Below are 12763 nucleotides of genomic sequence, written 5' to 3'. Positions count from 1 at the left end.
ACCTGTCCTGTCGCGCCCAGGCGCCGGCGCCGCCCGGAACACTCATCGAACTTCAACAAACTGTTGACGTCTGGTTCACCTCGAACTTACGCTCCACATCGCGGAAATAGCATTCCGCTCAGCAACCCCCGCACGGAAGGTCACCATGTCGAAGCGCGTGCTTACGACCGAGTCTGGCGCCCCGGTCGCCGACAATCAGAACTCCGCCACCGCCGGCGTCGGTGGCCCGCTCCTGCTCCAGGACCAGCAGCTTCTTGAGAAGCTCGCCCGGTTCAACCGCGAGCGCATCCCGGAGCGCGTGGTGCACGCCCGTGGCTCCGGCGCGTACGGCTACTTCGAGGTGACGGACGACGTCACCGGCTTCACCTCGGCCGACTTCCTGAACACCGTCGGCAAGCGCACCGAGACGTTCCTGCGCTTCTCGACCGTGGCCGACAACCTCGGCGGCGCGGACGCGGTCCGCGACCCGCGCGGCTTCGCCCTGAAGTTCTACACCGAAGAGGGCAACTACGACCTCGTCGGCAACAACACCCCGGTGTTCTTCATCAAGGACCCGATCAAGTTCCCCGACTTCATCCACTCCCAGAAGCGCGACCCGTTCACGGGCAAGCAGGAGGCGGACAACGTCTGGGACTTCTGGGCGCACGCCCCCGAGGCCACCCACCAGATCACCTGGCTGATGGGCGACCGCGGCATCCCCGCCTCGTACCGCCACATGAACGGCTACGGTTCCCACACCTACCAGTGGACCAACGCCCAGGGCGAGGCCTTCTTCGTCAAGTACCACTTCAAGACGAACCAGGGCATCCGCTGTCTGTCCTCGGAGCAGGGCGCCGAGCTGGCGGGTCAGGACCCCAACAGCCACCAGACGGACCTGCTGCAGGCCATCGAGCGCGGCGTGAACCCGTCCTGGACGCTGTACGTCCAGATCATGCCGGCCGCCGAGGCCGCGGACTACCGCTTCAACCCGTTCGACCTCACCAAGGTGTGGCCGCACAGCGACTACCCGCTCCAGCGGGTCGGCCGCCTGGTCCTGGACCGCAACCCGGACAACGTCTTCGCCGAGGTCGAGCAGTCCGCGTTCTCGCCGAACAACTTCGTTCCGGGCATCGGCCCGTCGCCCGACAAGATGCTCCAGGGCCGCCTGTTCGCCTACGCGGACGCGCACCGCTACCGCCTGGGCGTCAACCACACCCAGCTGGCGGTCAACGCCCCCAAGGCGACCCAGGCCGACAACTACGGCCGCGACGGCCTCATGGCGACCAACGCCTACCCGCGCGACCGCAAGAACTACGAGCCCAACTCGTACGACGGTCCGGCCGAGACCGGCCAGGCGCTGTCCGCCCCGCTGGCGGTGAACGGCCACACCGGCACCCACGAGGCGCCGCTGCACACCAAGGACGACCACTTCTTCCAGGCCGGTGAGCTCTACCGCCTGATGTCCGAGGACGAGAAGGGCCGCCTGGTCGCCAACATCGCCGGTGGTCTCTCGCAGGTGTCCCGCGAGGACGTCATCGAGAAGAACCTGGCCCACTTCCGCGCCGCCGACGCCGACTACGGCAAGCGCGTCGAGGAGGCCGTCCGCGCCCTGCGCGACGACTGATCTCCCCAGCTGCGTACGGGGTCTGACGAGAGGTCAGCTCCCGGACGCGAGCCCGTGCCGCGCACCCGGATGAGGGGTGGTGCGCGACACGGGCGGGCACGGGTCCGCGGCGGTGTGCGAGCCAGTGCGGTGGTAAAGGTCCAGCAACGCCCTTCTCGACCTGAGGGAAACGGCGCAGCTGCTCCATCGCATCCGCCGCGGCCCCAGCCGACTTTCCCCCTTCGGGGAACCCCAGACTCCGTCCGGCGGCGCGAATGTCCTGTCGCGCCAGCCTTGCGCCGTCGGACGGTCATCAACTCCCCTCCCCCATACCAGAGCGCCGAGTACGGACGGTCCCGTACTCGGCGCTTTGCCGTGTCGTCACCTTGCTGGTCCACACTCGCCGTATGGGTGAACTCGCTTGGGCTATAGGGGTGATGGCCGCCGTGGGGCTGGGAGCGGCGGTCATGTACTGGCGCGCCCGGCCGTCACCGCCGCGTGCGCGTAGCGGCTCCCGGCGCTCGGGCCGCCACCACGCCGCCGGTACGGCCCTGGGGGGCTCGGCGGCGGGCGGCAGCTGGTGGGCCGGAGGCGCGCAGCGCGGTGACACCAGAAGCGGCGGCTGCGGCGGCGGCACCAGCGGCAACAGCAGCGGCGACGGATGCGGAGGAGGAGGAGGCGGGGGCGGCGGATGCGGCGGATGCGGCTGCGGATGAGCCGCGGCAACCGCCTGCCACCCCTCACCACGGACCGCACACCGCCACCGCCACCGCCACCACCCTGGACGGGCCCGCCCCGGCGTGCACCGGCTCACCGCGGGCCACGGACGGACCACCGCGGGCCGCAGACAGCCCGGCCGCAGGGCGCGTGGCCTGGCCTGCGGCAGGCTGCCGGTGTGGCTCGCTGCCCCCCCTCCCGCCCGCCACGGAGCCGCATAAGCCCCCCCCAGCCCGCCGAGGGCCGTACGCACGGGGGCGGCGCACGCCTCAGGGGCGGTCCACCCCCCTCCGGGTGGACCGCCCCTGCGTGGTGCGGCTGACGCGCGGCGTCAGGCGGTGATCGGGCGGATCGCCGTGGGCGCGTGGCCCGGCTCGGTCGCCAGCTCCTCGAACTCCTTGACGGCGCTGATGTCCGCCGTCGGGCTCATCGCGATGTTGGTGACGCGCTCCAGGATCGCCTCGACGACGACCGGCACCCGGTACTCCTGCGCCAGCTTCTTGGCCTCCTCGAAGGCGGGCAGCAGCTGGTCGGGCTCGGTGACGCGGATCGCCTTGCAGCCCAGGCCCTCGGCGACCTTGACGTGGTCGACGCCGTACACGCCCAGCTCCGGCGAGTTCTGGTTCTCGAACTCCAGGTTGACCTGGAAGTTGATGTCCAGACCGATCTGCGCCTGGCGGATCAGCCCGAGATAGGCGTTGTTGACCAGGACGTGCACGTACGGGATGCGGTGCTGCGCGCCGACCGCCAGCTCCTCGATCATGAACTGGAAGTCATAGTCGCCGGACAGCGCGACGACCGGGGACTCCGGGTCGGCCTTGGCGACGCCGAGCGCGGCCGGGATGGTCCAGCCGAGCGGTCCGGCCTGGCCGCAGTTGATCCAGTGCCGCGGCTTGTAGACGTGCAGCATCTGCGCGCCCGCGATCTGCGAGAGGCCGATCGTGGTGACGTAGCGCGTCTCGGGGCCGAAGGCCTTGTTCATCTCCTCGTAGACGCGCTGCGGCTTCATCGGCACGTTGTCGAAGTGCGTACGGCGCTGGAGGCTGCCCTTGCGCTCCAGGTGCGAGGCGATCCACTCGCTGCGGTCGGGCAGCTTGCCCGCGGCCTTCAGCTCCTTGGCGACCTCGACGAACAGCTCCAGGGCGTCCTTGGCGTCGGAGGCGATGCCGTAGTCCGGGGCGAAGATCTTGCCGATCTGGGTCGGCTCGATGTCGACGTGGACGAACTTGCGGCCCTCGCGGTACACGTCCAGCTTGTAGCCGGTGTGGCGGTTGGCCCAGCGGTTGCCGATGCCCAGGACGAAGTCCGACTCCAGGAACGTCGCGTTGCCGTAGCGGTGACCGGTCTGCTGGCCGACCATGCCCGCGTTCAGCTCGTGGTCGTCGGGGATGGCGCCCCAGCCCATCAGCGTGGGAACGACAGGCGTGCCGGTGAGCTCGGCGAACTCGACCAGCAGGTCGCTCGCGTCGGCGTTGATGATGCCGCCGCCGGCCACGATCAGCGGGCGCTCGGACTCCAGCAGGAAGGAGAGCGCCTTCTCGATCTGGGCGCGGGTCGCGGACGGCTTGTAGACCGGCAGCGGCTCGTACGTCTCCGGGTCGAAGTCGATCTCGGCCAGCTGGACGTCGATCGGCAGGTCGATCAGGACCGGACCCGGACGGCCGGAGCGCATCAGGTGGAAGGCCTGCTGGAAGACGCCGGGAACCTGCGCGGCCTCCAGGACGGTGACCGCCATCTTCGAGACCGGCTTGGCGATCGAGGCGATGTCGACGGCCTGGAAGTCCTCCTTGGTCAGGAGGTGGCTGGGCGCCTGCCCGGTGATGCACAGGATCGGGATCGAGTCACCGGTGGCGGAGTAGAGCCCGGTGATCATGTCGGTGCCCGCGGGGCCCGAGGTACCGATGCAGACGCCGATGTTGCCGGGGTGGGTGCGGGTGTAGCCCTCGGCCATGTGCGAGGCGCCCTCGACGTGCCGCGCGAGGGTGTGGTCGATCCCGCCGACCTGCTGAAGGGCCTTGTAGAAGGGGTTGATCGCGGCGCCCGGCACACCGAACGCGTTCGTCACGCCTTCGCGCTTGAGGATCTCCACTGCCGCCGCTGCGACTGTCATTCGAGGCATCGAGTACTCCTGCGTTCGACCTGTCAGGCACTCTCGCGTATTCGTAACTTTCACGATGCGAAAGTATTGTTCTGCAATACGGAAGCAATGTATGGGGAGGTCAGGGGAAGCGTCAAGACCCGCAGACATCGGGAACCCCCGCCCGGATGCGGGCGGATGGCCGAAAGCGCGAACGGATGGCCGGAAGTCACTCGCCAGGGGTTCACTCCTGGCGCACGATGGGCACACAGAACGCATCCGGGGGACGAACGGAACAACGGAACAGACGTCTAGAGCGAGAGGCCGTCATGGGCGAGAGCGTGCCGGTGCACTGCCCGGCCTGCCGTCGGGAGCACTACTACGCGCCCCCGTCCTTTCCCTGTAGCTGCGGCGCCCCGGTCGCCCCGCCGGTACGGCGCGGCGTGTCACCGGTGCCGATCACGCACCGCACCTGGGCGGACGACTGGGTGACGGTGCGCTGTCCGGCCTGCGGGCGCCACGACCAATGGCCGCAGCCGGAGCTGGGGTGCGACTGCGGAGCGGTGCTGCGCATCCCCGTACGGTCGTCGAGCGCCGACGCCGGGAGCGCCCCGGCGGCACCGGACCCCGGACCGCCCGCCCACATCCCGCTGCCGCGCACCCAGCCCGCGCCGCGCCCTGCGTTCCACCCGATGGCGATCCGCACCGCGCGGGACGCCGTGACCGCCGCCGCGCGCTATCTGAAGTGGCTGGGCTACGGCGACGTACGCGGCGCCGAGCCGCGCGCGCCGTCCGGGATCGGCCTCGGCGCGACCGGTCTGGTGGCCCAGGTCGAGCCGTCCACGCATCCGACGACCCTGCGCGACGTGGAGTGCTTGTGGCTGACCGGCCTCAGCGCGGACGCCATCGGCGTCTACTTCGCGCTGGCCGGATACACGGACGACGCCCGCACCCGCGCCGACGCGCTCGGCATGCCCCTGTTCGTCCTCGACCTCACGGGCACCCCGCAGCCGGTGAACAGCCCGGCGGACGAACTGTTCAGCACGGGGGCGCGCGGCGACTGAGAGCGCGGGGGGCCTCGCCGCGCGTCGGCTGGGCCACCGGCCCCCGCCCGCCGAGACTGACGCCATGAGCGACGACACCACCGCCCAGGCGAGCGAGCGGGTCAGGGACCGGGCGGCCGACCTCAAGGGCGGCCCCGGCCACCTGGTCCTGGCCGCCCTCGTCTTCGCCGTGCCCGTACTCAAGCTCACCTGGACGCTCGGCGGCGGTTCCGCCGCACGCGAGGCGCTGCTCTCGATGGAGCCGCACAACTGGCCGGACGTCGTGATCGGCATGCTGCTCTACGAGCCGTCGCTCGCCGCGCTCGCGGCGGTCGTCGTCTCGCACGCCTCGTACGCGTACTTCGCCGCCCGCGGCGGCGCCGAGCTGCACACCGCCGCCCCGCTGGCGCTCCTGGCGGCGCAGGCCGCCGTCCTCCCGATCACCCTCGGCCTGGTGGTCGGCGCGTTCCACGGCCTGTGGTGGGGGCTCGCGACGGCCGCCGTCGCGCAGGCGCTCCGCCTCGGACTGATCGCCGAGTACCGTACGGGCCGCCGCCGGGCCACCGGCGGCGGACGCCGCACCCACACCGCGCCCACCGGCTGGCGGCAGCGCGCGGCGGACGCGTCCCACTGGGCTGCGCTGACGCTGGCCGTGCTGGTCCTGCCGCTGCTCGCGGCCGTGTCCGCGCTGGACGGGCGGTCCTGGACCACCGTCCTGGAGTGCGACGTCGACACCGGTCACGGAACGGAACGGAGCAGGCTGGTGGAGCTCAACCGCAAGGGCAGCGGCGTGGTCGGCTGGGACATCGCGGGCGGCGAGGTGGTCAACGGCCTCAACTGCGCCGTCTCACATGACGAAGTGGTCCGCTCGCCGTGGTGGCGCGACGCATAATCGCACCATGAGCGTGAGGATGCGCATCCGTCCGGCCACCGCCGCCGAACTCCCCCTGCTGCAAGGCATCGAACGCGCCGCGGGCACGCCCTTCCGCGACGTCGGCATGGCGGACGTCGCCGACGACGACCCGCCCGAACTCGCCCTGCTGGACGTGTTCCGCCGGGCGGGCCGCGCCTGGGTGGCCGTCGACCGGTCCGCCGAACCCGGCGTCCCGTTGGCGTATCTGATCGCCGAACCCGTCGACGGCGCGCTGCACATCGAACAGGTCTCGGTGCACCCGGACGCCGCGCGCCGCGGCGTCGGCCGCGCCCTCATCGCGTACGCCGCCGAGCGCGCCCGCGCCGAGGGGCTGACGGCGCTCACCCTGACGACGTTCGCCGACGTGCCGTGGAACGCCCCGTACTACGCACGGCTCGGCTTCCGCACCGTGGACGAGGCCGAGCTCACCACGGGGCTCCGGAAGATACGCGCCCAGGAGGCGGAGCACGGTCTGGACCGCTGGCCACGCGTCTGCATGCGCAAACCGCTCCCGTGACGAGCGGCCGTCAGTCGAACCGGCGGGCGAACTGGCGACCGGTACGCCTCGCGGGATACTGGACCGGTGAGTGATTCGTCCATCAAACCGCATCTGCGGTGTGTGCACAGCAGCGGTTCCGCACTCGACCACGCGGTCGCGGAGCGGGCGCGGGAGCGCGCGGCGGGGGTCTCCGACATCGCGCCGAGCCCGGTCGGGCCGCCGGTGCACGTGCTGGTGGTGCACACCGGGCGGTCGGCGGATCTGCGCTGGTCGGCGGACGGCACCGCGCGCCGGGAGCGGTTCCACCCCGGAGAGGCCCTGGTCAACCCCGCCGGGTGGGCGTCGCGGCCGCGCTGGCAGGACGACGTGGAACTGCTGCTGCTCGGCATCGACCCGGTGTGGCTGGAGAAGCTGGCGGCGGAGAGCGGGGCCACCGGCCGGTTCGAGCTGGTCCCGCGGTTCCACTTCACCGACCCGCTGCTGACGATGCTGCTGGAGCGGCTGACGGCCGAGTACGCCGGTCCGGGGCCCGCGGACGGGCTGTACGCGCAGTCGCTGGTGCAGGCCGCGGCGGCGGTGGTGCTGCGGGTCGCGGGCGAAGGCGGCGCCGTGATGCGTACGGGTACGGGCGGGCTCGCGCCGCGTCGGCTGGCCGAAGTGGTGGACTTCATCCACGCGAACCTGTCGCGGCGGGTCACGCTGGCGGAGCTGGCCGCGGTCGCCGGGGTCAGCGAGTCCCACTTCACGCGGGTGTTCAAGGTGTCGACCGGGCAGTCGCCGCACCGGTATGTGACACGGCGGCGGCTGGAGCACGCCCGGCGTGAGCTGATACGCACCAGCAGGCCGATCGCGGACATCGCGACGGAGGCCGGGTTCGCCGACCAGAGCCATCTGACCCGGACGATGCGGCGCTTCGACGGGTCCACACCGCAGGCGCTCCGGGACAACGGCGGCCGCTGACGCCCTGCGGGGGAAATCATGAGCGGTTCGTTCCACCGGTGAGCGTTTCGTTCAAGATCGGTACCGCGTGCCTCGGGGAGGCTGATGACCACGGCACCGCCCCCGGCATACGCCACGGGCGTGCCGCCCAGGACCCGCACAGCGCAGGAGGGCCGTCATGGTCAACACCCCGGACAAGACGCTCAACGGCAAGGTCGCCTTCGTCGGCGGCGCGTCCCGCAACCTCGGCGGACTGCTCAGCACCACGCTCGGCGCGGAGGGCGCGCGAGTCGCGGTGCACTACAACAGCGACTCCTCACGGGCCAAGGCCCAGGACGTGGTCGACCAGATCAACGCCGGGCCCGGCGAGGCGTTCGCGATCCAGGCCGATCTCACCCGAGTGGCCGAGGTGGAACGGGTCTTCGACGAGGTCGTGAACCGCTTCGGCAGGCTCGACTACAGCGTCAACACCGCCGGAATGGTGCTCAAGAAGCCGCTCACCGAGATCACGGAGGAGGAGTACGACCAGATGTTCGCGGTCAACTCCAAGGCCGCGTTCTTCGTGATGCGCGAGGCCGCGCGCCGCATGGAGGACGGCGGTAAGATCGTCACGATCCTCACCTCCCTGCTGGCCGCGTACACCGGCCTGTACTCCTCATACGCGGGCAGCAAGGCGCCGGTCGAGCACTTCACCCGAGCCCTGTCCAAGGAACTCTTCGGCCGGAACATCTCGGTCAACAACATCGCACCCGGACCGATGGACACCCCGTTCTTCTACCCGGCCGAGGACGACGACTCCGTCGCGTACCACAAGTCCTCGGCGATGAACGGCGACCTGACGAAGATCGAGGACATCGTCCCCTGGATCCGTCATCTGCTCACCGACGGCTGGTGGGCCAACGGCCAGACGATCTTCCTGAACGGCGGGTACACCACCCGCTGACCCCCCACCCCCTGGAGGAACCCCCGTGACCGCCCAGCTCACCGACCCCGTAGTGGCCGCGTTCGTCTCCGCCGTCAACGCCGGTGACCGCGCCGCCTTCCAGGCCGTGCTCACCGAGGACGCCACCATGTCCGACGACGGCGCCGACCGCGACCTGGCCGCCTGGGCCGACAAGGAGATCTTCTCCTCGGACGGCCGCATGGACGTCGAGTCCGTCGCCCCGGACGGCCGCTCGCTGACCGCGACGTACACCAACTCCACCTGGGGCAGCATGCGCACCCGGTGGGCGTTCACCGTCACCGACGGCAAGATCAGCCGCTTCGAGACCGGCCAGGCTTAGCCAACCGGTCAGGAGCCCGTGCCGGTCCTGGTCGCGGCCAGGACCGGCACGGGCTCCGATGTACGAGCACGCGGCACGGAGAGCAGGCGGGGACGGCCGGGGGCGCCGGTCTCGATGTCGGCGATCAGCTGGCGCAGCGCCGCCGCACCCGACGCCGCCACCGCGTTCTCCTCCCGCACGGCCGTGTCCAGGGCGGCGAGCGCCCGGTGCGCGCGGTGCCAGGCGCGGCCGCTGCGGCCGTGTCGGTGGTCCACGTACGCGCGGGCGTACCGGGCGACGACGCGCGCCCAGGAGTCGCCCCGGATGCCGGGCTGGGCCAGCGCGCGCCGTGCGCTGGACATGGCGGCGCCGGGGTCGAACGCGCTCTGGGCCAGGGCCAGGGCCGCCAGGCTCACGGCGGGTGTGGGGCCGCCCGGCGCCAGGGCCGGGATGATCTCGGCGGCCTGCTGGAAGTGCGCGGCGGCGGACCGGTCGTCGCCGCGATGCAGCGCGAGTACGCCCTGAACGTGCGCGATCCGGCCGATCGTCGCGTCGTCACCGGCCAGGACGGCGACCGGCCAGGCCCGCCCGAGCAGCGCCTGCGCCTCGCCCGGATCGCTGTCGGCGGTCAGCCAGGCTGCCAGCCACAGGCCGCGCGCGGCGATCGCGCTGTCCGGCGGGCACTGCGGCAGCAACGCGAGCAGATGTCCGCGCCCTTCCTCCGCGCGCTCGTGCACGGCCCACCAGAACCACAGGTTGACGACCGCGTCGAGGGCCGCGACCGCCTGCCCCGCGTGGGAGCGCGCATACCGCAACATCGCCCTGAGGTCGGCCTGTTCATCCCGTACGAGCCGTACGGCCTGGGGCTGGCTGCCGGTGCTCCACAGGCTCTCCGCGACCGCGGCCACCCGCTGGCAGTGCGCCGTGTGCCGTTCCGCGGCGATCGTGAACTCCCCCGCACCGCCCAGCCGTTCCGCGCCGAACTCCCGCGCGGCGCGGGTCATCCGGTACCGGGGACGGCGCAGCCCACCGGGGTCGGACACCGGCTCCAGCACTCCGATCCCGGCCAACTGGGCCAGACAGGAGGCCACTTGGTGGGGCTCGACCCCGCCGCCCGCACACACGAAGACGGCCGTCTGTTCCGCGAAGGGCCCGGCGAAGACGCTCGCCCGACCCCACACGGCACGTACCGACCGCTCGCAGAGCGCGTAGTCGGCGCCGACGGCGGCCCGCAGCGAGCGGTGCCGCCGCACGGCCGGGTGCGGGCTGCTCAGCCAGCACTGCCGGCGCTCCACCAGTTCCGCGAGGTCGCGGACGGAGTGCCGGGTCAGCTGTGCCGCGGCCAGTTCGACCGCGAGCGGCACCCCCTCCAGGGTCCGACAGACGGCCGCCGCGTCACGCAGCGCGGACGCGTCGGCCCGGAAGTCCGCCAGGGCGGCGCGCGCCCGGTCGAGGAACAACTCGACCGCAGGCTCCGTACGCAGCGGCGCCAGCCGCAGCACCCGCTCGACACCCAGACCGAGGGCGCGCCGCGCGGTCACCAGCACCCGCAGGTCCGGTACATCCATCAGCAGGCGCTGCACCAGCCCCACACACTCAGCATGCACTGGATCAACGTCATCAAGGAACAACAGAACGCGCCCACCGGTCAGCCACCGGGCCAGGACACGGACATCAGCCCCGCCGAAAGCCGCCCGCTCACCGGCCAGCGCACGGCCGACCGCCCCGACGAGCGCACCGCCCTCGGCGTCCCACCGCACCCGCACAACCCGCGGCAGCGGCCCGTCCGACGCACCACACAACAGCCTGCCCACTTCGGCGGCGAGGCGACTCTTGCCCACTCCCGCGCCGCCGACCACCGTCACCAGGCGGTTCTCGGCCAGGAGTCGCGCCAGCTCCCCCGACTCCTGCTCACGGCCGAGCAGGGGTGCGCCGACTGTCTTCCACACTGGTGAACTCCTCCACATAGGTCGCCGCGGCATCGACGTATGGCATCGCGCCCGAGGTCGGCCTTCCGGGTGCAGAACCGTCACTGCAACGACGCCACGGCTACCCCAACGCGACACTCACACCAGGAGTGGCGTAGCCGAGCACCCGATCACACGACGCGGGGTACACCCGAACACCCATCCAATAAACAAGTGACACACGACCCCTCAATTGACGCCCCGCTCCAGCCCCGACCAGTACGGCTCCCGCAGCTTGAACTTCTGGACCTTTCCGGTCGCCGTACGCGGGATCACCTCGCGGAACTCCACGGTCGTCGGGGCCTTGTAGCCCGCCATCCGCTCCTTGCAGTGGGCGATGATGTCCGATTCGCGCGCCGTCGCACCCTCCGCGAGTACCACCAGCGCTTTGATCGTCTCACCCCACTTCTCGTGCGGGACTCCGATCACCGCGACCTCGGCGACCGCCGGGTGGCTGAAGATCGTGTCCTCCACCTCGATCGACGACACGTTCTCCCCACCCGTGATGATCACATCTTTCTTCCGGTCAGAGACCGTCAAATGCCCGTCATCAGGATCGACCCAGCCGCCATCACCCGTGTGGAACCACCCGCCCTCCAGCGCCGTCGCGGTCTCCTCCTCCTTGTCCCAGTACCCGTCGAGCACGACATTCGACCGGGCCAGCACCTCACCCCCATCCGCCACCCGCAGCCGCACACCGAGCGCGGGCAGCCCGGCGCGGGACAGCTTGCGCGCCCGCTCATCGGCGGGCAGCGCCACGTCGTCCGGCCGGGTCCGGTTGAACGTGAGCAGCGGCGAGGTCTCGGTCAGCCCGTAGATCTGGGTGAACTCCCAGCCCAGCTCCTCGCCCACGCGCTGGATCGTCTTCGTCGGCGGCGGCGCGCCCGCGCACACGATCCGCACCCGGTCGCGGCCGGGGATCTCGCCGTCCCAGCCCGCCGCCGCGTCCAGCACCGCGTTCCACACCGCGGGCGCGCCGCACATCAGGGTGACGCCGTGCGCGTCGACCCGGCGCAGGATCTCGGCGCCGTCGACCTTGCGCAGCACGACCTGCTTGACGCCCAGACCGGCCATCACATACGGCATGCCCCAGCCGTTGCAGTGGAACATCGGCAGCGTGTGCAGATAGACATCGCGCTCCCACACCCGTGTATGCAGCCCGAACGTCAGCCCGTTGACCCAGATGTTGCGGTGGGTCAGCTGGACGCCCTTGGGCCGGGCCGTGGTCCCCGAGGTGTAGTTGATCGTCGCGGTGGCGTCCTCGTCCGGGCGGGACCACGGGCGCGGCTCGACGCCGAACCGCATCAGTTCGCCCTCGCTCTGCTCGCCGAGCACGAATCGGTGCCGCGCCTTGATCCCCGACAGCGCGTCGGCCAACTCCGGGTCGACGAGCAGCACCGAGGCCCCGCTCTGCCGCACCACGTACTCGATCTCATCGGGCTTGAGCCGGAAGTTGACCGGCACACAGACCCGCCCGCTCATCGGCACGGCGAACAACAGCTCAAGCAGCCGCGCCGAGTTGTGGCTCACCACCGCCACCCGCTCGCCCTCCCCCACTCCCAGCGCGTCGAACCCCGCCTGCCAGGCCCGGACGCGCTCACCGAGCCGCCCGTACGTCAGATCCGGTACGGGCGGCCCCGGCTGGTCCGGCTCGTCGATCACACCGGGACTGCTGGCGAACCCCAGCTCCGCCCGGTCGAGGAAGTCCGTGACAGTCATCGGAACCCGCATCCGCTCTCTCCTGTTCACCAAGACGTCAACAGA

The 12763-nt window shown here is 71.3% G+C and carries 10 protein-coding genes; 7 read left to right on the top strand and 3 right to left on the bottom strand.

The annotated features are described in order from the left end of the window. Positions 1-145 precede the first annotated feature (145 nt). Positions 146-1603, top strand: a complete 1458-nt coding sequence (locus ACX6XY_RS10555) for a catalase (RefSeq protein WP_460328544.1) — start codon at positions 146-148, stop codon at positions 1601-1603. 1027 nt (positions 1604-2630) lie between these two features. On the opposite strand, the gene gcl is transcribed toward ACX6XY_RS10555, so the two are convergent. Then, complete coding sequence (gene gcl, locus ACX6XY_RS10550; RefSeq protein WP_460328543.1) at positions 2631-4418, bottom strand: glyoxylate carboligase; 1788 nt, start codon at positions 4416-4418, stop codon at positions 2631-2633. Positions 4419-4705: 287 nt separating this feature from the next. On the opposite strand from gcl, the gene ACX6XY_RS10545 reads away from it, so the two are divergent. The 6 genes from ACX6XY_RS10545 (at position 4706) to ACX6XY_RS10520 (ending at position 9053) form a co-directional block, all read left to right on the top strand. Beyond that, positions 4706-5440: a hypothetical protein gene (locus ACX6XY_RS10545; protein WP_460328541.1), complete on the top strand. Its 735-nt coding sequence runs from the start codon at positions 4706-4708 to the stop codon at positions 5438-5440. Between the two features lie 64 nt (positions 5441-5504). Further along, positions 5505-6311 carry a hypothetical protein gene (locus ACX6XY_RS10540; protein WP_460328539.1) on the top strand — a complete coding sequence of 269 codons (807 nt, stop codon included), beginning with the start codon at positions 5505-5507 and terminating at the stop codon, positions 6309-6311. A 7-nt stretch (positions 6312-6318) separates the two neighbouring features. Continuing rightward, positions 6319-6849 carry a GNAT family N-acetyltransferase gene (locus ACX6XY_RS10535; RefSeq protein WP_460328536.1) on the top strand — a complete coding sequence of 177 codons (531 nt, stop codon included), beginning with the start codon at positions 6319-6321 and terminating at the stop codon, positions 6847-6849. 66 nt (positions 6850-6915) lie between these two features. After that, positions 6916-7791, top strand: coding sequence for a helix-turn-helix domain-containing protein (locus tag ACX6XY_RS10530; protein ID WP_460328534.1), 876 nt, complete (start codon positions 6916-6918; stop codon positions 7789-7791). A 157-nt stretch (positions 7792-7948) separates the two neighbouring features. Then, entirely contained in the window at positions 7949-8713 is a 765-nt protein-coding gene (locus ACX6XY_RS10525) for an SDR family oxidoreductase (protein WP_460328532.1), read from the top strand. Between the two features lie 25 nt (positions 8714-8738). Continuing rightward, positions 8739-9053, top strand: coding sequence for a nuclear transport factor 2 family protein (locus ACX6XY_RS10520; protein ID WP_460328530.1), 315 nt, complete (start codon positions 8739-8741; stop codon positions 9051-9053). An 8-nt stretch (positions 9054-9061) separates the two neighbouring features. Here the strand turns inward: ACX6XY_RS10520 and ACX6XY_RS10515 are convergent, their stop codons facing one another. Next, on the bottom strand, positions 9062-10981 hold the full coding sequence (locus tag ACX6XY_RS10515; protein WP_460328528.1) for an ATP-binding protein: 1920 nt from the start codon (positions 10979-10981) through the stop codon (positions 9062-9064). A gap of 207 nt (positions 10982-11188) precedes the next feature. Beyond that, positions 11189-12730 carry an AMP-binding protein gene (locus ACX6XY_RS10510; protein ID WP_460328526.1) on the bottom strand — a complete coding sequence of 514 codons (1542 nt, stop codon included), beginning with the start codon at positions 12728-12730 and terminating at the stop codon, positions 11189-11191. Positions 12731-12763: the final 33 nt, after the last annotated feature.

Source organism: Streptomyces sp. O3, from assembly GCF_054788135.1.
This window is presented reverse-complemented; position numbering and strand designations above follow the sequence as displayed.

Coding starts and splice junctions, on each gene's coding strand:
- ACX6XY_RS10555 (WP_460328544.1), top strand. CDS start 146: ATGTCGAAGCGCGTGCTTACGACCGAGTCTGGCGCCCCGGTCGCCGAC.
- gcl (WP_460328543.1), bottom strand. CDS start 4,418: ATGCCTCGAATGACAGTCGCAGCGGCGGCAGTGGAGATCCTCAAGCGC.
- ACX6XY_RS10545 (WP_460328541.1), top strand. CDS start 4,706: ATGGGCGAGAGCGTGCCGGTGCACTGCCCGGCCTGCCGTCGGGAGCAC.
- ACX6XY_RS10540 (WP_460328539.1), top strand. CDS start 5,505: ATGAGCGACGACACCACCGCCCAGGCGAGCGAGCGGGTCAGGGACCGG.
- ACX6XY_RS10535 (WP_460328536.1), top strand. CDS start 6,319: ATGAGCGTGAGGATGCGCATCCGTCCGGCCACCGCCGCCGAACTCCCC.
- ACX6XY_RS10525 (WP_460328532.1), top strand. CDS start 7,949: ATGGTCAACACCCCGGACAAGACGCTCAACGGCAAGGTCGCCTTCGTC.
- ACX6XY_RS10510 (WP_460328526.1), bottom strand. CDS start 12,730: ATGCGGGTTCCGATGACTGTCACGGACTTCCTCGACCGGGCGGAGCTG.